Here is a 20,334-nt window from a genome sequence, read left to right as displayed (position 1 = left end):
GATGTCCAATACCCTTCAAACCCAGTTGCTGATCATCGGCGGCGGTCCCGGCGGTTACATCGCCGGCATCCGCGCCGGCCAGCTCGGCGTCAAGACCATCGTGGTCGAGGGCGTCAATCCGGGTGGCACCTGCCTCAACATCGGCTGCATTCCCTCCAAGGCGCTGATCCATGCCGCAGAGGAATTCGCCAAGGTCACCGCCTATGCGGCAGGCACCTCGCCGCTGGGCATCAGCGTGCAGGCCCCGTCGCTGGACCTGGCCAAGACCGTCGCGTGGAAGGCCGGCATCGTCAAGAAGCTGACCGGTGGCGTCAGCGCACTGCTGAAGAAGAACGGCGCGCAGCTGATCAAGGGCTGGGCGAAGATCGTCGACGGCAAGACCGTCGAGATCGCCGGTGCCGCGGAAGACGGCGGCACGCTGCGCATCACCTGCGAGCACCTGCTGTTGGCCACCGGCTCGGTGCCGGTGGAACTGCCGTTCCTGCCGTTCGGTGGCAAGGTCATCTCCTCCACCGAAGCCCTCTCGCCGACCTCGTTGCCGAAGCAGTTGATCGTCGTCGGTGGCGGTTACATCGGCCTGGAGCTGGGCACGGTGTACCGCAAGCTGGGCTGCGAGGTCACCGTGGTCGAGGCCCAGGAACGCATCCTGCCGGCCTACGACGCCGAACTGACCAAGCCGGTCGCCACGCACCTGGAGAAGTCCGGCGTGAAGCTGCTGACCGGGCACAGCGTGCTCGGCCTGGCCGACAACGGCCAGCTGCGCGTGCGCGACAAGGACGGTAACGAGATCGCGCTGGACGCCGACCAGATCCTGGTCGCGGTCGGCCGTCGCCCGAAGACCGACGGCTTCAATCTGGAATCGCTGCAGCTGGATCTGACCGGCAAGGCGATCAAGATCGACGACCAGTGCAAGACCTCGATGCGCAACGTGTGGGCGATCGGCGATGTCGCCGGTGAGCCGATGCTCGCGCACCGGGCGATGGCGCAGGGCGAACTGGTCGCCGAGGTCGTCAGCGGCAAGAAGCGCCACTTCGTGCCGGCCGCGATTCCGGCGGTGTGCTTCACCGATCCGGAAATCGTGGTGGTCGGGCTGTCACCGGACGAAGCCAAGGCACAGGGCATCGAGACCAAGGTCGCGCTGTTCCCGTTCGCTGCCAATGGCCGTGCGATGTCGCTGGAATCCACCGATGGCTTCGTGCGCGTCGTCGCACGCAGCAGCGACCACCGCATCCTCGGCTGGCAGGCCGTGGGCGTGCAGGTGTCGGAACTGTCCATTGCCTTCGTGCAGTCGATTGAGATGGGCGCCACGCTGGAAGACATCGCCGGGACGATCCATCCGCACCCGACGTTGGGTGAGGCGGTGCAGGAAGCGGCGCTGCGTGCGTTGGGGCATGCGCTGCATATCTGAGGTGGGTCTGTAGGTCCGAGGCATGCTCGGACGCTTTACAGGCACCAAAACAAACGGCCCGCATTGCGGGCCGTTTTTTGTTGGCGGCAAACGCTGCGGCACGCGCGTGTACCGGCCTGTGCAACATGGCGCTATGACCGGCCGCCAGGCTCCTGCTTCTGGTGCCTGCTGGAATCCAGTGCCGAGTTCTCTTTGCTCTTCAACTGCTCAACCAACCGCTGCCCCACCTCCAGCGCCGAAGCCGGGTTTTGCCCGGTAATCAGCTCGCGGTCCACCACCACATGCCCCGTCCACGGCGTGGTGTTGCTGCTGAACCTTGCACCGGCCCGCTGCAGCGCAGTCTGCGGGTAGAACTTCATCTCACCGCCGCCCAGCAGCGGCTTGGCCTGCTCTTCTTCCTGGTTGCTGATCACCGTCATCTGGTAGCCGCTGTAGATCCACTTCGGCATGGCCGGCGTCGCACCCGCTTCCAGCTTCGCCACGAAACCCTCAGCATCCGGCAGCGTGGACAGCAGCGCGATCGGCCCATGGCAGACCAGCGCGGTGGTCTTTTTGCGCTGATGGAAGTCGGCCAGCAGCCGGCCCAGCGCCGGGCTCTTCAGCAGGTCCTGCATCGGCGCGTGGCCACCGGGAATATAGACCGCATCGAAACGCGCGTAACCCTGCTGCTCGATGCGCGCCAGGCTGACCACCGGCGAGGCCGTCGGCGAGGTCAGCGCCAGCTTTTCGAGCAGGTCCTTGTGCACCTTCAACTGCGCAGCATCGTTGCCGAAGTACGCCGGCGTCACCGAGGACGCATCCACCGTCGGCGCCCGCCCCTGCGGCGTGGCGAAGGTCACCTCGTGGCCCGCGTCCAGCAGCAGCTTGACCGGCTGCATCAACTCGTTGAGATAGAAGCCGGTGGACAACACCTTGCCGTCCTTCAGGTCCAGGTGATTTTCGTCGGACAGCACCACCAGCACGTTGGCGGCATGCGCGCCGCTGGCGGCCAGGGTCAGGGCCAGCGCTGCGGCCAGCCGGGTCATCAGGTTCATCGGGAGCTCCTATTGGGGAATGGCCGCCACTTTATTCATCGCCCCAGCGGCGATAAATTGGCCCCATCGCAAAACATCTGTTCCCCGGAGAGCCAAATGAGCCGCAAGTTCGACTACCTGGGCGATGTGGAGGTGTTCCTGGCGGTGGTCGAGCACGGCTCGTTCACGGCCGGAGCGGTGGCGCTGTCCACCACGCCCTCGGTGCTGAGCCGCGCGGTTACCCGCCTGGAAGCGCGGCTGGGCCGCCAGCTGCTGCAGCGGACCACCCGCCGCGTGGGCCTGACCGACGCCGGGCGGCTCTACCGGGAACAGGTGCGCACCGCCTTCGGCCTGCTGGACGACGCCGAGCGCGACGTGCAGGGCCAGGACGGCGCGCTGGCCGGCCGCGTGCGCCTGAGCGTGCCCACCACCTATGGCCACTACCGGCTGCCGCCCGTGCTGGCGCGCTTTGCGCAGCAGTACCCGCAGGTGCAGGTGGAACTGAACATCACCAACCGCAACGTGGACCTGGTGGCCGAAGGCTTCGACCTGGCCATCCGCCTGGGCCAGCTGCCGGACAGCGGGCTGGTGGCACGCAAGCTGGAAGACGCGCCGCTGCTGCTGGTGGCCACGCCGGACTACCTGCAGCGCCGCGGCACGCCACAGACGCTGGACGATCTGCAGCAGCACCTGTGCCTGCCCTTCGTGATGCCGCGCACCGGGCGGCTGGCGCCGTGGATCTTCCGCGACGGCGGGCGCGACGTGGACTGGCTGCCGCGTTCGTCCATCGAGACCTCCGACGATGTGCTGGGCGTGGTGTCGCTGGCAGAACAGGGGATTGGGATTTGCCAGAGCTATGAGTTCATCGTGCGGGAGCGGTTGCTGCGTGGGGAGCTGGTGGAGGTGCTGCCGCAGCTGCGTGGGCGGTCGAGACCGTTCTCGGTGATCTACGCGCCGCATCGACGGCAATCGGCGGCGGCGCGGGCGATGATTGAGTTGCTGGTGGGGAATGCGGTTGAGGATCGCACTTGTTGAGGCCGCGAGGCGCGCTGGCGATCTCGGGTTTGAACCGCTTTTCAGGATGCGCGGCTGATCGGGCGCCGTTGCATGGGGAGGCGGACTAAGAACTGTTGCAAAGAAGGCTGTCGCGCTATTCGCTGGTGGCATGGGCGATTGCGCCACTTTGACTCGCAATCGACAGGGCACCTGCGCGAATGCGTCTACTGGCGTCGCGTGCTGCACGAATGTCGCATGCAACAATAGTTCTTCGCTCTCGGATTCGACGATTCCTTGGCGAATTTCTATTGGCATTCGAAGCGGCCGCGTAAACAACATGGCGCGCCACCGAAAACGGTTGGCAGCGGGTCTGCAAACCCGTGATGAGAGATGCACCTGTAGTTTGCGCTTGCCCGTCGGCACCGTCCTTAACCGGTGCCGGCGGGCAATCCGTCGGCCTTTCTGGCGGGCGGTGCGTGGGGGCCCTCGGGCCCACCGATCTATGGTGCTATTTCATCCCGGTTTGCAGCCACGCATCGTCCGCCACCTCTTCGCGGTGGCGCTGTTAAGCACAGCCACGGAAGCCAACGCCATGAACGAATCCGACACCTTTTCCTCGTACACCGTTGTTGAGCCCATCAACGACGACACTCCCCTGCCCGATCTGAACTCCCTCATCGGCATCCTCAAGCGCATGCGCGGCTGCGAGGGCGCCGATGGACTGCCTTGGCCGGAGAACGACGTCTCACCCGGGCGCCGCGTGAGCCTGGCGAAGACCGAGCGCGCGTTGGTCGGGCTGCTGACGGTGCTGGAGGTGCTGCACTCGGCGGACCGCTGCCGGGTGGCAGCGGAGCCAGAGCGGCATTTGGATGAGGGGGTGGTTGATGGGTTGTTTTTGGCTTGCCGGGTGTTGGCTGAGTGGGCTTGTCGGGAGGTTAGGCCGGAGTGATTTCCCTTGGCAGCGTAGATGCCTGCTAACGAACCCATTGTCCACTTCAGGCTACGAGCGGGCGTTCGCAGCTCCAAAATCAAGCAGAACTGAAAACCGAATCCGCCTTTAACGAACTCTCTGGCTTCATTTCCTTTATTCACCAGAATAGTTCGCCAAGTCTACAAATGACTCGCGCTCTCTAAAAATGTCATCGAATAAAACTTGTAGGCGCGAGTCGATACTGGGCTGCGAAAAACTATCGTCAAGGTCCACTACTGCAAAAGTGAACGGATCTTGATCGTCATTCCTTTCCATGCCGGACTCGCCACCTCGAACTACGGGCGACCACATGGTAACGTCACACTCGTAGTTCCACGTGTACCTATTCTCGCCGTAGGCCGGACCTGTAAGGTTGCTGCTTCCCACAATCGCGGCCACGGGTTGACCTTTGGTGTCTAAACGCATGGCAATCTTTGCATGCCAGTTCCTCTTAGGCGCCACATGTGCAGCAACTTTTATACCTGCCCCACTAATCTTAGAAAAAAATTTGTTGTAGTGCAGGTGCCAATCGATTGGCTTCCTTGCCAGTTTGCCGGCCACACAAATTACCTGATTGGAACCAATTCCAAGCTTGATCGCTTCAAGCAGGTCATCGTCAAGGACACTGTAAGCGCCTCCCTCCCAAATGTAACCGGAGCAGAGAATTAGATCTCCAAGTCCGCGCGCTCGACAAAGATCGATAAGCTCTTTCCGAAACGGGCTGAACGATGTATCTCGACGAAGGCTGATTTTGATTGCCATGAGTTCTAACCATCTATTGATAGGACCCCAGAGCCAGGCCATACGACTTATTCAAAGTGTTCCGCATGCCGGGCTTTCCCTTGATGCTCTTCGATCTTAGAGCTGCAGTGATCCACTAACAAGCCGGCGCATTACCGGACCCCACAACGGACTCAGTGATCGTGCCAATGTCCGCTTTGGGTCGAAATCCGATATTACTACCCCTCTACCTACTGCACCGGCGAGGCAGAGAAGCTGCTGCCGTTCAGACACGAATTTGCCCCCTCAATAACACAGACCAATGGCTCCGCCCACCCTCAACCTTCGAGAGCACAAGTGCGAGGGTTGTCTCGCCAGTAGGGCCGGGTAAATTCCCGAATTAGAGACCTGCCTCCAAAAAAAATAATGGACTTCCGGGGCACGTCAAGCGACCGGCAACGCCTCTATTTGTCATACGCCTTGGGGATTTATTTGAATTCTGATCGTCTTATAAATTTTGTCCATCCTGCATTTTTTGGCATCCAGGCGCACCTTGGCCGCCGGCAGGGTCTCTCTCAGAAACCCACGGCACTGTTCCGTAATCCTTGACGCAGTATCTGGTGCAGCCAATTCACTCGATCGACTCAATAACTTCTTGACGAATCGCTCTGTCTCCTTCTGGCGTATATCTCTTTCGGTCAACTGCAGGTCCAACTCGATCCAGAACGTACTGGACTCCAACCAATCCCCAACTTACGGCACTCGTCTGAGACGTGTAGTGGCAAGTCTTCATTCATGAACGTGAAAATACACTTAATCCCTCCAACACTCGGATTTCTCACAATATAAAGAAGAGCATTCCATGGAAGGGTTGGATGCTTGGCAACCATCAAAAGCAGGTCGATATCCACCAAAAATCCAACCGCGAATTCGCGATATGTCACATCGAGCTCGCGACCATGAGCTATGAGATTTCGGCGCATCGGCATGAGGAACAGAAGGTACTCCATGCCGATGGCATCCGTATGCTCCTTGATACGCTCGACAATCTGATTCAGGGCAGCCTTCATGAGCTTTGCTGCGCGCAGCCCCAAACTCCCGCAGATGCTATGAAAGGTTCCCTCTATCAGCGGAGGAACGAGATAAGAGAGCGAAATGTAATCGCGTACTGCAAACCGATCAACGATATGATCAATGATCTCAGCCTTTCTAAAGAGATAAGCATTACTGCGAGAATTCGCGGATAGTGCGGGAAGCACGTAGCTCTCGATATAGGTTTCGGCCAACTCCAGGTACTCATCCGAGCGATGGCGATTCTGATAAGCGACCTTGATTACTGGAAAAACTTCAGCATAGACAGGAGCTGGCAACGAGAGAAATCGATGGTCAATCTCCTGCAAATCATCAGGGTGATAGATATCAAGTCTCGTCCGACGTCTTCGATAGCTATAGTTAAGCTGATCTAGCAGGAAGGTGTTCAATGACAGCAAGCTCTGATCGAGCGCGAATGCGATTGCCACGCCCCCTTGAAAACTCTCCCGAAAGCAATCTACCGCGAACCCCAAGGAATATTCGGCGAAACGATCGATCTCTGTTATCGCTGACTGGTTCTTCTTGAGGTAGTAGGTTAGCGCCAGCTTTCTATATCGCTGCTCATGCGTGAGCGCAACTTTGCCACCGTAAGGTGCTACTGAAAGCTCTTCTTGAATCTCCTTTATCGTTCGGTTGATAGCCGCGCGATCTTTTTCAATCTGCTCGATTATTGCAGCCTTAACAGCGTCGACATCCACCTGCATTCGCCATTTCCTCTTCTGCCCATGTGCAACCTCTATCGCACCCCATCTGACGGCCATCACTGTGGTAGAGACAATATATTACTGACCATCCTAATAGCAGGAACACCGATTGGTAGAGATTTAGCCCATCTTGAGCCACCCCCAATAGCAGGACCATAAACTGGTAGAGATTCCGCCATGTTTTGGCACTAGGGAATTCGCGTGGGACCCTTGCGCTCGGGCGAATTCCGCAGGAATTTTCCATGCCAGTGCACTCTGGGTGCGCTTCTCGTTACAGAAACGCCGCCATGCTTCGATTTTGCTCCTTGCATCGGCCAGCCACAAGAACCAACGCTCGTTCAGATTCCTGCGCAGTCGGCAGTTGAAGCTTTTCACCATCGCATTGTCCGTCGGCGTACCACGCCGGGAGAAATCCAGCTCCACGCCGTTCTCATAAGCCCACCGGGTCTTGACATTGCCGGAAAACCAACTGCCTTTGTCTACATTGATCGCATCCAGCCTGCACCTATGAGCGACCAGCCGCGCCTCCACTTCGGCCACATCTTCTGCACGCAAGGAATGATCCACGACGATCTCCATGATCCACGACGATCTTCAGGAACCCAAGCGTGAATCTATCAAGACCGATAGCCGCCGGAAGAGACATCTACCGAACAGGACGTCATTAACAATGTCCATGCCCCGCAGGGTATTGGGTGCCGTGGCAACCATGATCGGTTATCGGAGACGGCTGCTGCGGCCGCTGCGCGGCCGGCAACGCCGTAAAGACAAGTCATCTTGCTTGTAAATCAGATGCAGGCGCTTATGGCTGACTCACCAGCCTTCCGGCGCCGCACCACCAACACGTGCTCACAACCGTAGTGAATCCGTGCCTGAATAATCTGACGCATCGACCGACGAATAGCACTACTGTCAAGCACCTTGGGCGTTCAGGAAAATGCCGGGCGCGACATTGACACGATCCGCAACGCATGCCGCTCACTGCTACCAAATCGATCCTACAGCCACCTCACCCAAGCACGCTTCTGGGCAGGCATAGGAGCTTCTTTATGACCATCGACTGTAGTACGTCGCATCCGCAATGCCAATCTTGTGGCACACCGATCGCCATGCCCAGCGCCACCCGCTTGAGCGCGTGGGCAATCTGCTCACCGGCAAAACGGGGTTTCTTCATCGCCTGATTCCCTGTGATCCACAGGGTTCATGCTGGGCGAAGTCTCAACTCTACGCTGGCCCGGCTCTTCCGGGCTGGGTCACTAGCGCGGACGATGGAACGATTTTCGATGCATCAACCGACGCATGAGTAATCGCGCCCCTAGCGCAAGGCAACCAATTGAGCACTAGGCCCCTCCGCACAAATGTTGAGGTTGGCACTCTTCGACACCACGTATCCAAGTGGTCGCGTCAGGGCGAACGGAAAGAGCACTGGCAGCGACTGCAGACTGGACAGCGAAACTGGCTTACTGGAGTAGCGCACTGCCGCCTCGATTAACCATGCCGTGACTTCGTCGTTGTCGATCACAGTAGGCGCAAGCCTGATCACACGCCTACCCTTCTCCACGCGCTCAACCGCGCCCCAGCTCCCCTGGCTTTGGATGACCATATTAGTCATACGCCGGGTACCTTCGCGCTCCCCATAAGCTTCACTCATGCGTCGATGGACCTCGGCAGACGCGCAGTCGCACTGAATAGCGGACAGGCGGCCTACAAACTCGGCGACCTTGCCGAAGAAAGGGTACGTCGCCACGGACATTCCCCAGCAGAGCGCTGAGACGGGAATGTCTGGCTGCATCTCGTGTATGGCTGCGCCGCGATCCGCGAAGTCAGTAAGTTCAGAGCGTGGCTCCAGCCACAGGCGATTCAGGACAGTGCGCGTTTTCTTCTTGGCTTCCATTCCAAGTTCGGCGGCATCAAGCAGTGCATTCAGATCAGCTAGTCCAGCCAGGCCTGCACGAACGTTCAGTGCAGCAGCCGCCCAATCAAGCTGAATGAACCGATCAAAGCCAATTTTTGGGGTTGATGAATTCATTCGGTATCAATTACATAACTGACTTTCACAAAGGGCACGATCAGCTCTTCGACCGACACTCCGCCATGGACCACCACCTGCTCGCCTTCCGGCACAAAGGCAGTTCTTCCACCTGCAAACAGAGGCATGAAGCCCGCGGGTAGCCCAGCGATATCCAGCCTGACTGTGGAGGGATAAGCAGCGGCGGAATCGGCCAGGAGTGGCTCGCTTCGATACACGCGCACGCGCTCTCCGCGCGTCTCTGCAATCACGCCTTGGTTGGGCCTGCCGATCCCGGTCGATTCCACGTTCCCGTGGTCCGCCGTGAGGTAGATATGGTACCCCTTGTCCAGCAGCAGGGAGAACAACCGGTCGATAAAACCGGTCGTCAGCCAGTTGCCGACCCACATCGCCACGTCCTTCTTGGATCGCTCCTTGTGGAGCCGATCGTCCACCTCATCGATGACCAGGCCCACCACCTTCGGGCGCCGGTCGTTCAAGTCCGCCTCAAGCACGTCCAGTTGATCAATCTGGCGCAGCGCGCGTCGGTACATCACCTCATTCGAGTTGACGCCTTCGTTCTGCCAGAACGTCTTCCACAAGGACTCCTCCTTGTCCGTCCGGTCGATGGAGTCGTCGAACTCGCGGGGCTTCAGGCCGGAGAACAGCGCCTGGCGCGAAACCGACGTCACGGTCGGCGCCCATGCGAACGCGGTTCCTTCGTCGAACGCGAATCGCTTGGTGGTAGCGACAAGGCGCTCGCGGATCTGTACCCATTGGTCGAAGGCCAGTCCGTCGAAGACCAGCAGAGCCACCTTGGTTTCCCCTGCGGACCGACGATGGCGCAAAAAGCGCGGTACGTGGTGAACCATCACCGGGCCTTTGGTCACTGGCTGCAGAATCAGGTCGGCGTAGTGCTTGGCTGCGACCCAGGCCTGCAGTCGCTCGTCCGATTGCGCCTGCAATGTCTTGATGCGATCCCGGATCGCAGGCAAGTGTTCGCTGCCTTCCGTACCGGGCAGGCTATGCGTGCGGGCCAGGATCTCACCGTAACGCTTGGCGAACTCGCTCCAGTCCTTGTGCGAGGACGCGGCAGTTGGCGTCGTCTCGATCAGGCCATCAATGCCTTTGAGTACCAAAGTCTGCAATGCCGCTGGGTCCTGGACAATCCCCGCCTTGATCCAACTCGGCATCCCCGCCGGGACGCTGTGCACCGCCAGCGGATGCAAGCTGCCGTCGAGGAACATGGAGTCGACCAACACCTGCACATCGGAGTGATCGAACGGAATCTCGATCTTGGCGACGTAGTCTGGCGGTGGCGGTTCGCCCGTGCGCGTGCCATCCAGTCCAAGTGTCTTGAAGTAGCGATACCACGCATCCTGCACCACGCGCAGCAGCCCACTTTTTGACGCCAGCCAGGTGGCGACGGGTTGGTCGGTAAACAGTCCCTTACCTTGAATGATGTCTGCCGCGTGCTGGGCGAACAGGGGTGGCAACGAGCGGTTGGCAAAGTGAAGCCGTAACAGCTCACGCCAGAAGTCCACCGGGTTGCGAATCGACCTCGGCGCCAGTTGATAGACGTGTTCCAGGATGAAGTCCTTCGACTCGTTCTCGCCCCGTGCACTCTGCAATTCCGTCTGGTGGGCATGAAACAGCCCCGCAAGATGCTCCGGCTCGACTTGCTGGACCGCGCTGTAAGACAGCTTTGGGAATAGATCGGCAAGGCTGAGGCGCACCACACGACCGTGATGCACGATGTCCCACGGCAACGCATTCGCGTCGGCGCTACGCAGATGCAGCACCAGCGAGGGCGCTGGCCCTTGCTCACCGCGATCCCATGCCGCGCGGTAGCGTTCCTCATATTCCGCGCGGAAGACAAACGGGTCTTCGTACAACATCAGCTCGAAGCCGCGACCGCGCAGCTCGGTCAATACCTTCTCGTCGAGCAACACATCATCAGGGTCGCACGCCACCCAAAGCCGGGTGAGGTCGGCCGTGAAGTGGCTCAGGATGCGCTCCGTCCAACGGCTCATGCATCACCTCCGATGCGCACCATCATCACGGCATTCAAATCTGGCACGCTGGCCCCCATGTCATCGATGGCGGCCACGCGTGCGTTGTGTTCCTGTTGCAGCCGCTTGCGCCGGTGCTCACGCACAGCGGGCAGGCCGATACGCCCAATAGCCAGGCCTCGGGCCTCGAACGCATACACCGCACGCTCGCGTTTATCCTTCAGCCGGGCGCGGTGTTCGGTCAGCAGCTCGGTGAAGATTCGTTCACCTTGGGTGCTTGCAGCCGCCTGCGATGCCTCGAACCACTTCATCGACTCCTCTGAACCTGTCACGGCATGGATGTCCACGATTTCAGTCAGCAGCAGATCCCAGACTCGCTTGGCGGTCGGTATAAAGGGACGGCCTTCCTCGTTGATGAACACCGGAAGGAAGCGCTTCCGACTCAAGCCTTCAGCCAACAGACTGATCTCCCACAGCGACCAGATGCCGCGTACCGAATCTGGCAGCCCGGTCACGCGGATCACCGGCAGCGGCAGGCCGGCGACAAAGCGCGGCAGCTCGCTGATCACCGCCCGAGCGCGTGGGTCTTCCATCGTGACCCATTCCAACTCCGAGTTCTCATCCGCCGTGCGGGCGTCAAAGCAGGCCTGTGCTGACTCGCTGCCGTCCGCCCACTTCACCCGCCACGCCTTTCCAACCTTCGTTGCCGAGCCGCCGCGCGCAGCCAACCCGCTTGTGATGGCCCGCTCCAGCCAGAACTGGGCAGGGTGGTCGCGCCACTTGCGGGCATCGTCGGCGTCCAGATCGTGCTCTGCGGTGAGCAGATCGCTGTTCTTCTTCGACTCCGCCAGTGTGAATCGGAGCTGCGACACCGCCGCGTCGCACTCCTGTTCTATGGCATCCGGGTTCTGCAGGCCATGCACGAACAGCTCGTCGAAGATGGGGTCGGCTTCGACCGAATCCATCACATCGGCCGCCTTGTCGACGCCAAACTCCAGTGCGATGACTTCCAGCTTTTCTTCCAGCACCTGACGCACGCGGTGCTCCACGGTGTCTTCGAGCACGAAGTTGATGGCGCGAACCACCTGCTTTTGCCCGATACGGTCTACCCGGCCAATGCGCTGCTCGATCCGCATCGGGTTCCACGGCATGTCGAAGTTAACGATGACGTGGCAGAACTGCAGGTTCAGACCTTCACCACCGGCATCCGTCGAAATCAGCACGCGCACATCCTTGGAGAACACCTGTTGTGCCCGTGTGCGCGCTTCCAGGTCCATGCTGCCGTTGAGCGTCGCTACCGAGAAGCCCCGGCTCTCCAGGTAGTTGGCCAGCATCGCCTGCGTCGGCACGAACTCGGTGAAGATCAGTACCTTCAGGGCCGGGTCGCCTTCCTCTTGCTGCAGCTTGTAGATCAGCTCCAGCAGTGCCTCAGCCTTGGCATCAGTGCCGGCGGCCTCCGTTTCCCGCGCCAGCCCCAACAGCATCTCGACTTCTGACTTCTCCAACTCCCAGCCGCTGGACTGCATGGTCAGATCCACCTGGGACTGGCCGTCGAGGTCCGCCCACTCGTCGGCGCTGGTGCTCTCGAAGAGGTTGGCCTGCGGCTGCGGCGCATCAAGCAAGGCCTGGCGCTTTTCCAGCGTGGTGCGGATGGCTGCCGTGCTGGAGGTCACCAGCCGCTGCATCAGGATCATCAAGAAACCGATGTGGCGCTGCTTGGCTGCTATCGCCTGGTTGTAGCCGTGGCGCACATAGTCGGTCACCGCCCCATAGAGCCGCTGCTGCGAGCCGTGTCGGGCCTGCCAGGCTACCGCCTGCAGCCGGGTAACACGCGGCTTGAACAGCGGCTGACCTTCGGCGTTGATCGATGCGCGCTTCTCGGTACGGATCACGAAGGGGCGTACCCGGTCGCGGCTGACGCTGCTCTCGTCCGGGAAAGCTTCTCGATCCAGCAACTGCATCAAGCGCATGAACTGATCGGTCTTGCCCTGGTGCGGCGTGGCCGATAGCAACAAGAGATAGGGTGATGCCTCGGCCAATGCCGCCCCCAGCTTGTAGCGGGCCACCTGCTCGGTGCTGCCGCCCATGCGATGGGCTTCGTCGATGATGACCAGATCCCACGACGCTGCGATCAGGTCCTCGAAGCGCTCGCGGTTGTAGGTATTGAGTTGCTCCAAGCTCCAGCCGCGCCGACTTTCCATCGGCTTCACCGAATCCAGCGAACAGATCACTTGGTCGTGCATGCGCCACAGGTTCTCTTCCTCGCCCGCGCCGCCGCTGCGCCACAGGCGGAAGGCCGCCAGCTCGGATGGCTCGATGAACTGGAACTTCTCGCCGAAGTGCAGGCGCATTTCGGCTTGCCACTGGCGCACGAGACCCTTGGGCGCCACCACCAGGATGCGGTTCACCCGGCCGCGCAATTTCAATTCGCGCAGCACCAAGCCGGCCTCGATGGTCTTGCCGAGACCCACCTCATCGGCCAGCAGGTAGCGGATACGGTCGCGACTGATGGCGCGGTTCAGTGCGTAAAGCTGGTGCGGCAGCGGCACTACACTGGATTGGATCGGCGCCAGCAGCAGGTTGTCCTCCAGCGCATCCAGCAGCTTGGCCGCCGCAGTGGTGTGCAGGATCTGCTCCACGCTCGAGCGCACGCTTTCCAGCGAGGCCAGATCCACCGACCGCGCGCGGACGACCGTGTCCTTGGCGGGCAGCCAGACCCGGTAGGCCACTTCGCCCCACACGTCCTGCCTCTCGATCACCCGGCAGGGCGATTCCTGCCGGGCGAACCAGCACCAATCGCCAATGGTGAACCCGCCGCCGCCGGCCATGTTCAGATCCAGTCCTCCGTACGGGTCAGCGCCAGGTCATAGAGCGTCAGCAGCTTCTCGTCTTCCTGTAGCGCTTCGTCAGGCACCTTCTTCGCGATGTCGATGATCGTCTGGTAGTCCTTATTGCCCCACGCGGCTCTGAAGCCAGCGCGCAGCGCTTCCAGGCGGAACTCCTTCAGCCGGCGTCCAGTGAACGCTCGATAGTGATCAAACTCCTTGAGCAGTGCCTTCTCGCGCTTCTTCTCTAAGTCCTGTGCTTTGTTCGGATCGGGCACGTACCAACGATCCTTGGCTTTGGCCACCAGTGCGGGACTATTCTTCTCCAGCCCGCGCAGATCCTTGTGGTTGGTCGAGAGGTAGCTGTGGATCTGGCTCGGCACATCACCAGTGCCGTCGCACTTCAGAAAGTTATCCTCCAGCAAGGCCAAGAGTTCCGGCTTGCTTTCGTGCTTCTTCCAACCCGCACCAAGCTGACCCATAAATTCAGGGCCGACTTCCTGATAGGTGGAAGGGCGCCGCTTCAGGAAGTCGGACAGCCAGTCAATCGCGCTGCGCTCATCGGACACGAACAACTCCATTTGAGGTGCAGTCGCGACTTGCAAACGCTTCTTATCGTAGTCCGCCGCCTGCTCCGGCAAGAAAAACATGCCGTCGCGCTCAACGAATCGTTGCGCCAGACCAGCTTGGAATTCCTGCGATGACATTGGCACCAGCGTACCGTGACGGACAAACCACGCAACCATTCGATCGAAGATGATTCTCGGATCGCGCTCCGCCACAAAATCAAGCTCTCCCGCCCTTATCCTTACTGACGGCAGATAGCCAAGGTGTGTCCTCACGAAATCCCACACTGAATCGACTGTCCCGCCTATTTCTCTAAATCGCTCTTCAAGCCCGCCATTTGGTTTGTACGCAGATATCACTAGATCCTGCTTGACCGCAGTTGTAGTAGTGACTGCCCTGTAACCCTTATGGGATTTTTCAAGCGCAGCGACGTTTGCCACCACAAATCCTGCTTCCTGAAGAGCAGTTTGAATCCCATTCCACACGGCTGCTTTCGTATTCGAAAACTCAACCGTCATCCATCGACCAGGCTTCAATACCCTGAATGCCTCGCGAAAGCTCTTTGTCATCAACGCTCGGTAGTCGTCGAGCGACTTCTTCTGCGCCTTGCTCTCTATGGCCTCTGACGACGGATTTGTTCTGACCTTTAGCCAGGCTTCCCATAACGAGTTGAGCTCCGAGTACATGATGTTTGCCCCAAAAGGAGGGTCTACAAAGACATAGTCGACGGAGTTATCAGGCGCCGAAATACGCTCTGCGCTGCCGGTTGAGACCAGAGAGGAACCCCCATGAGCGGTGAAAGGAACCGAACTAGTTCGAAGAGAAAACCGTTCAATGCAATTCGTTTCGACAGCTAAGGAGCTAACGTAAAGAGTTCCTTGTAATGTTTGCCCGATGACGCCGCCGCCGCCGCCGAAATAATTAGAGGCTAACAGTCGATTAAGTCGGGTGGCCCAAACGTGGCTAGACGTGAACCACAGGCCCAACCCAGGGCTGGCCTCCGTGCCTCGCATAGAGAATATCCGCTCTCGGAATCGAGCGAGAACTATTAGGTTCCTTCGGGTATAAAAATGATGTACATGGGTGATGCCAGCAGGGTCATTTCGCCGAGTCTCCCCTCCTTCGATCATCCGATCAGAAGGAAACCAGTCTGTTATCGGCTCTGCCAGAACACGATCTATCAAGTTCAAATCTTGCTGGTCAGGCTTCTTCTCAAACCTGGACTTACCAACCGTGTAATTGATAAGGACGGGGACTTGTTTTGCTTGGCGAACAGTGAGTCCAGTCGCACCATCAATGAATGATATCCAGGCGCGATCGAGCCCTTTCTTCTCAAGAACCGTCGTGCAATGAGGGCACGAGAACCTATCAAGAACCTTTCCAGCCTCCTTGTCTGCAGCCACGTCCCAAAACACAATCTCACCAGCGCAGTCAGGGCAACTGAAAACATCGGACCAGAGCGTGAAATTTATGCGGCCTACCGTCCTACCATCAGAATGCGACGTCACGTACATCCAGCTACACTGATCGGAGACGTCTTGAAGTATCCGCTTTGCCTCTAGTTGAAATCTGTTTACGTCAAGTTCAGAGTTATAATTCGACGCAATGAAAGATGCAGCGGGAGAAAGTTCATTTAAGAGTGCAGCTCGTGCTCCGAGTTTGGAAAACGGCACCCATTCATTTTTCCCGTTATTACCAAGGTTTTGAAGGACCGTTCCGTCTGACTCCACCCGATATCCAAGTGATTCGACAACGTTCCTATCGCCGCAAAGCTGTGCCGCGACGCCGGTCATCCCAGTGCCACAGAAGGAATCAAGCACGATTTCACCCGGCTGGGTGTAGTGCAGGATGAACCGCATGATCGCCTTGTGGGGAACCTTGGTGTGATAGCTGTGTGCGTTGTAGATCGGATCGTTCTTCCCTTCGCTAACGTCTGTTAGAAAAGGCTCCTTCTTGTAGTGAGTCGATGAGTCATAGTTGGTGCAGTGTCCCTCGACAAATGTGTCCATGAATGGATTCGGACATGCCGTGTAGTACGGCGGGTCTGAAAGCGTCAGGATGTCTTCGTCCGACCCAATAGGGAAACCTTCGATCTTCCGGAACTCAGGGTCCTTGAGTTTCTCAGCGAGCAGCTTCAGGTAGTGCTCGCGGCGAGTCTCGTCGCTCGGGAACGTCTGCCCGAGGCATTCAACCGGACCTGACTTGGCCGCGTGGTTCTGGAAAAGATCATTCATTCAGTCGTCCCTCAAATTCTTGTTGTCATGGTCGGGTGATAACGTCGCGTCACTCGATCACGAAGCGCAGCTTGGTGGCATCCTTGCCTTTGCAGCGCTCGTTCATGAACGTGTCGAAGCGCTTGCGCAGATCGTCCGGCGTGGCCGGCGAGCCGCCTCGCAGCAGCGCCTGCTTGATCTCGTCGCCCTTGACTGTAATCTTCTCCAGCCCCGACAGCGCCTCCTGCACTGCATTCGCAAACTCGGTGGTCATCGGGTCTGGCAGCTTGCGTGAGGCCAGGAAGGCGTCGATCAGTTTCTTGGATGCGGGCGGCAACAGACCCAGGCTGTCCTGCGTGAAAGGGTCTTCCAGGTTCTCCAGCAGGGTCTGCTGCCAGTTGGCCACCAACTGATCCAGATCGTCGTCCAGCTTGTGCAGGCGGTTGGCCGCCGGGATCAGTTCCAACTGCTCGGCAGAGGGGCGGAACTGGCAGTGCGGGCAGACGGCGGCCGTGACCAGGGTCGGCTCATCCAGCGAGGAACAGCTCTTCAAACCGTTGAGCGATTCCTCGAACGCGGTGAGCTGACTGGTGGGCATCAGCGACACGCCTGCCAACACACGCAGTGCCAGCAGACGATCGTCCTTGCGCAGGGCGTTGCGCGTCTTGTCCTCGGCCACGCCCAGCCGCCCCTTGCTGTGGCTGGCGATGTAGGCGGTGATGTAGTCCTTCTTGAGCTGGTTGAGCGTTTGCCGGTATTCGGCGGCGTGCTCGGCTGTACGGTCCTGACTCAACTTTTCCTGCAGTGCCTTGCGGGCCGTCTCGGCCTGCGTGACCCACGGGTGCTCGGCGGGCAACACCATCTCGGCCTGCGAGAGGTAGGACGCCGTGCTGCCCAACCCCATCACCAGTTCGAGCAGGCGCTCGACGGCGGCCAGGATCTCCAGATTCTTCTTCTGGCCGTCCAGGTCTTCCTGTGTGACGCGCAGGTTCTTCAGCTTGCCGACGGTGTTGTACGGCGCCAGCGAATCGGTGAACTTCTTCAGCGAATCCAGCCGGGCGTGCCAATCTTTGGCTTCTTCTTCGCGCAGCAGGTTCTGGCCCCAGAAGCCCAGCTTGCCTTGCTGCAGATCGGAGCCAGCCTTGAGCACGCGCGGTGCCAGTGCGCTGACTTTCTCCTGTAATTTGATGACTGGCTCGGTATCGCCCTGGCTGGCCTTCTGGGCCAGGCCAGACGGCAGTTCGAACAACTCAAACAAGGCGCGCAGCACTGCGAGATTGATCTCCTTGGGCGCCTCGACGTGCTTGAACTGCTTGAGTTCGTCTAGAGAACGCTCTGCGAGCTGCGCCAGCTTGCCAGAGTCGATCTTGTCGCCGGTGATCGATAGCACGATGTCGCCGGAGTAGACCAGTCCGCCCAGCACGGTAACCAGCAGATCCGGCTCCAGCCGGTACTTGATCGGCGCGAAATACTCGACGTCCGAGGTACCCGACAGCAGTTCGCTGCGGTTGAGCACTTGGCCGTGGCCCTTGGCCTTGAGGCGGTTCAGCACTTCCTGCGCGTAGCGGGAGTTGGCCGGGTCGACGCGGTCGCCATCGAGCAACTCCAGCGCATCGAGCACGGCGAGCGCATCCTTGGTGCGAGTACCGCCAGCCAGTGCGCGCAGCGCATTGCCGATCAGTTGCTTGCGGTTGGCCTCGGTGACCAGCACCGAGAAGGTGGGATATTCCGGCGAGAGATCGACGAAGCGCTGGCCCAGCACCAGGCCAGAGATGACGTTCACCACATCGCGGAAGTTGATGCGTTCGTCGGCGCCCAGCCGCGCCCGGTCACGCAGCGACACGCCTTTGACCCACTCCTGCAGGTTCTTTTTCTTGCCCTGGTAGGTGACCTCGAACGCCGTCATCTGCTTTTCCTGCAGCCACTTGCTCATGGCGCGCAGGAAATCCTGTGCCTTGGAGAGGTAGATGGCCTTGGCGCCGCCGCTGGCGGTGGAGGCCAGATCAAGTACCGCCGCGTAGGACGACAGGTGTCGCTTGAGATCGTCGTCCAGCCCGGTGAGGCGGAAGAAGACCTCGTCCGACAGGTTGTTGTCGGCGAACTTCGGCTTGTCGAAGGGCTGGATGAAGTAGACGTAGAAGTCGCGCTCAGGCTGGGCCGTGGGCCGATCGTTCGGCGCCCCAAAGAACAGATAGCCCATGCGTTCGACACGTCGCTCCTGCCATTCGAGCTGGTACTGCCAGATCTGGAAGCCGGGGTAACGCAGGTCGTCGCTGCACTCCATCAGCGCCTTGACGGCGCTGTAGTAGGCGCGGTCCAGTGCGTCGTCGGACAGGGCTTCGGCGCGCTTTTCGATCTGCGCGTCGTAGTCGATGTCCTTCTTGAGGTCGAGGTAGTACTGCTCGGTGTCCGGTGCCTTGGAGATGAACTGGCCGTTGACGGTCCTCAGCACTTCCCGCATGACGGTCTGGACCATCGACAGCAGGTTCTCGGCCGGATCGCCCGGCATGTCCTCTACGCCCGGCTGGAACAGACACAGGGCGTCGCGTAGCTCGGCAGCCGTCGGGCCAATCGGCACATGGATGTCGCCGCCCGTGGTCAGACGGTGCACGGCCAACGCGTTGATGACGCGCAGCGCCATTGCCTTGTAGGCCGGGCGCGTGAACGCTTGCTGGACCCGCGACTCCAGCACCTCGGAGACGCGCATGACGTCCTTGATGTTGGGGTCAGCGCGCAGGACCGAGTTGGCCTTGATGGTGTTCCAGAAATTCTCGTAGCTGATGAACAGCGGCTTGTCAGTGGGTACTTCCTGGCCGAGGATGGCCAGCATGGCAGCCTCGATGGTCTTGAGCGCGCCACGCTTCTCGGTGAAGTGGATCTGCTCGAAGGTCTTCAGGTAGTCTGGGTGAACGGGGAACAACCGCACGTACTCGTCCATCCGCTCGTTCATGGAGCCATAGAACTTGGCGAACGGCGTGAGGTATTCGCGGATCTTGTTCTGCTGGTCGGCCGTCTTCTTGAGCAGGCGCGCGGAGACAACGAAGCTGACATCCTGGCGGTCGATCAGGATCTGCGTGAAGCGTTCGTTGACCCGGCGCATGCTGTCGGCGACGTGCTGGAAGCGCACACTGTCAAAGATGGCTTCCTGCACACCAGCCACGAAGCGGAACTTCAGGTGCTTGGTGACCTCGCCGATCTGACGGAGGATGGCCAGGTCCTGCACCAGTTCGTGATCCCGACGGGACTGTAGGTACTCCAGGAACTCGTCGACAACCAGCAGGACGCCCTGGTACGGGAATTTCTCCGCGAACGCGGCCATCATCTCCTCGAAGGAGTCCTTGTTGTTGAGCTCCTTGTCGGCGGTCGGGAAGGTGTAATCGACGCCGATCTTTTCGAGGAAGCGCTCAAGCTGCAGGGTGATGATCTGGCGCAGTGGCATCTGCAGCCCGCCTACCTCGATGCGCAGCACCTTGAAGCGACCAGCAATCGGGGCAACCGCCTCTGCGACCTTGGGGTGGCGGATCATCGGTGCGTAGGCCGCGTCTTCAGCCACCAACGACAGTACCGACATCAAGTGCGACTTACCGGTGCCGTAGTTGCCGACGATCAGCACGCCCTTGTGATCGACGGAGTCGTCAAAGCTGAGCTGGGGAACCATGAGTTTGGAGATCCGCTCGGCCATGTCGTCGGAGATGACATAGGTCGCGACGAGCTTCTTGGCCTCGTCCGGGCGCCCGGCATCGAGCAGCTGAATGACTGACTCGATCTGCTCGAACTGGATCAGATCTCCGTATTTCATGTTCTTA

At 59.7% G+C, this 20,334-nt stretch carries 12 protein-coding genes and 1 pseudogene; 3 read left to right on the top strand and 10 right to left on the bottom strand.

Annotated elements, in window-relative coordinates:
- Position 1 precedes the first annotated feature (1 nt).
- On the top strand, positions 2-1,408 hold the full coding sequence (gene lpdA, locus BIZ42_RS17750) for a dihydrolipoyl dehydrogenase (RefSeq protein WP_070427216.1): 1,407 nt from the start codon (positions 2-4) through the stop codon (positions 1,406-1,408).
- Between the two features lie 197 nt (positions 1,409-1,605).
- Here the strand turns inward: lpdA and BIZ42_RS17745 are convergent.
- Positions 1,606-2,442 (bottom strand): annotated as a pseudogene (locus BIZ42_RS17745) (type 1 glutamine amidotransferase domain-containing protein); the annotation flags it as partial.
- Between the two features lie 96 nt (positions 2,443-2,538).
- Here BIZ42_RS17745 and BIZ42_RS17740 point away from each other — a divergent pair.
- On the top strand, positions 2,539-3,456 hold the full coding sequence (locus BIZ42_RS17740; protein WP_070427214.1) for a LysR family transcriptional regulator: 918 nt from the start codon (positions 2,539-2,541) through the stop codon (positions 3,454-3,456).
- Between the two features lie 553 nt (positions 3,457-4,009).
- On the top strand, positions 4,010-4,366 hold the full coding sequence (locus BIZ42_RS17735) for a hypothetical protein (protein ID WP_070427587.1): 357 nt from the start codon (positions 4,010-4,012) through the stop codon (positions 4,364-4,366).
- 135 nt (positions 4,367-4,501) lie between these two features.
- Here the strand turns inward: BIZ42_RS17735 and BIZ42_RS19640 are convergent, their stop codons facing one another.
- From BIZ42_RS19640 to BIZ42_RS17705, 9 genes are all read right to left on the bottom strand, one after another.
- Positions 4,502-5,149, bottom strand: a complete 648-nt coding sequence (locus BIZ42_RS19640) for a hypothetical protein (RefSeq protein ID WP_156785779.1) — start codon at positions 5,147-5,149, stop codon at positions 4,502-4,504.
- Positions 5,150-5,805: 656 nt separating this feature from the next.
- Positions 5,806-6,903, bottom strand: a complete 1,098-nt coding sequence (locus tag BIZ42_RS17730; protein WP_070427213.1) for a hypothetical protein — start codon at positions 6,901-6,903, stop codon at positions 5,806-5,808.
- A 120-nt stretch (positions 6,904-7,023) separates the two neighbouring features.
- The gene (locus tag BIZ42_RS19400; RefSeq protein WP_083279893.1) at positions 7,024-7,482 is read right to left on the bottom strand and encodes an integrase core domain-containing protein; all 459 of its coding nucleotides are present in this window, start codon (positions 7,480-7,482) and stop codon (positions 7,024-7,026) included.
- 430 nt (positions 7,483-7,912) lie between these two features.
- Positions 7,913-8,077: a hypothetical protein gene (locus BIZ42_RS19635; RefSeq protein WP_156785778.1), complete on the bottom strand. Its 165-nt coding sequence runs from the start codon at positions 8,075-8,077 to the stop codon at positions 7,913-7,915.
- Positions 8,078-8,218: 141 nt separating this feature from the next.
- Positions 8,219-8,932 carry a hypothetical protein gene (locus BIZ42_RS17725; protein ID WP_070427212.1) on the bottom strand — a complete coding sequence of 238 codons (714 nt, stop codon included), beginning with the start codon at positions 8,930-8,932 and terminating at the stop codon, positions 8,219-8,221.
- The gene (gene pglZ / locus BIZ42_RS17720) at positions 8,929-10,944 is read right to left on the bottom strand and encodes a BREX-3 system phosphatase PglZ (protein ID WP_070427211.1); all 2,016 of its coding nucleotides are present in this window, start codon (positions 10,942-10,944) and stop codon (positions 8,929-8,931) included. Before pglZ ends, BIZ42_RS17725 begins: the two co-directional genes overlap by 4 nt.
- Positions 10,941-13,751, bottom strand: coding sequence for a helicase-related protein (locus tag BIZ42_RS17715; RefSeq protein WP_070427210.1), 2,811 nt, complete (start codon positions 13,749-13,751; stop codon positions 10,941-10,943). Before BIZ42_RS17715 ends, pglZ begins: the two co-directional genes overlap by 4 nt.
- Positions 13,752-13,753: 2 nt before the next feature.
- Positions 13,754-16,549: a DNA methyltransferase gene (locus BIZ42_RS17710; protein ID WP_070427209.1), complete on the bottom strand. Its 2,796-nt coding sequence runs from the start codon at positions 16,547-16,549 to the stop codon at positions 13,754-13,756.
- A 49-nt stretch (positions 16,550-16,598) separates the two neighbouring features.
- Positions 16,599-20,327 (bottom strand): DUF6079 family protein, encoded by a 3,729-nt coding sequence (locus tag BIZ42_RS17705; protein WP_070427208.1) that lies wholly within the window; start codon positions 20,325-20,327, stop codon positions 16,599-16,601.
- Positions 20,328-20,334: the final 7 nt, after the last annotated feature.

It is taken from the genome of Stenotrophomonas sp. LM091, assembly GCF_001806305.1.
In the GTDB taxonomy this organism is placed as follows: Bacteria; Pseudomonadota; Gammaproteobacteria; order Xanthomonadales; family Xanthomonadaceae; genus Stenotrophomonas; species Stenotrophomonas bentonitica_A.
Note: the sequence above shows the minus strand (reverse complement) of the source record. Positions and strands in the feature narration are given on the sequence as shown.

Coding starts and splice junctions, on each gene's coding strand:
- BIZ42_RS17705 (WP_070427208.1), bottom strand. CDS start 20,327: ATGAAATACGGAGATCTGATCCAGTTCGAGCAGATCGAGTCAGTCATT.
- BIZ42_RS19635 (WP_156785778.1), bottom strand. CDS start 8,077: ATGAAGAAACCCCGTTTTGCCGGTGAGCAGATTGCCCACGCGCTCAAG.
- BIZ42_RS17730 (WP_070427213.1), bottom strand. CDS start 6,903: ATGCAGGTGGATGTCGACGCTGTTAAGGCTGCAATAATCGAGCAGATT.
- pglZ (WP_070427211.1), bottom strand. CDS start 10,944: ATGAGCCGTTGGACGGAGCGCATCCTGAGCCACTTCACGGCCGACCTC.
- BIZ42_RS17735 (WP_070427587.1), top strand. CDS start 4,010: ATGAACGAATCCGACACCTTTTCCTCGTACACCGTTGTTGAGCCCATC.
- lpdA (WP_070427216.1), top strand. CDS start 2: ATGTCCAATACCCTTCAAACCCAGTTGCTGATCATCGGCGGCGGTCCC.
- BIZ42_RS19400 (WP_083279893.1), bottom strand. CDS start 7,482: ATGGAGATCGTCGTGGATCATTCCTTGCGTGCAGAAGATGTGGCCGAA.
- BIZ42_RS17740 (WP_070427214.1), top strand. CDS start 2,539: ATGAGCCGCAAGTTCGACTACCTGGGCGATGTGGAGGTGTTCCTGGCG.
- BIZ42_RS19640 (WP_156785779.1), bottom strand. CDS start 5,149: ATGGCAATCAAAATCAGCCTTCGTCGAGATACATCGTTCAGCCCGTTT.
- BIZ42_RS17710 (WP_070427209.1), bottom strand. CDS start 16,549: ATGAATGATCTTTTCCAGAACCACGCGGCCAAGTCAGGTCCGGTTGAA.
- BIZ42_RS17725 (WP_070427212.1), bottom strand. CDS start 8,932: ATGAATTCATCAACCCCAAAAATTGGCTTTGATCGGTTCATTCAGCTT.
- BIZ42_RS17715 (WP_070427210.1), bottom strand. CDS start 13,751: ATGGCCGGCGGCGGCGGGTTCACCATTGGCGATTGGTGCTGGTTCGCC.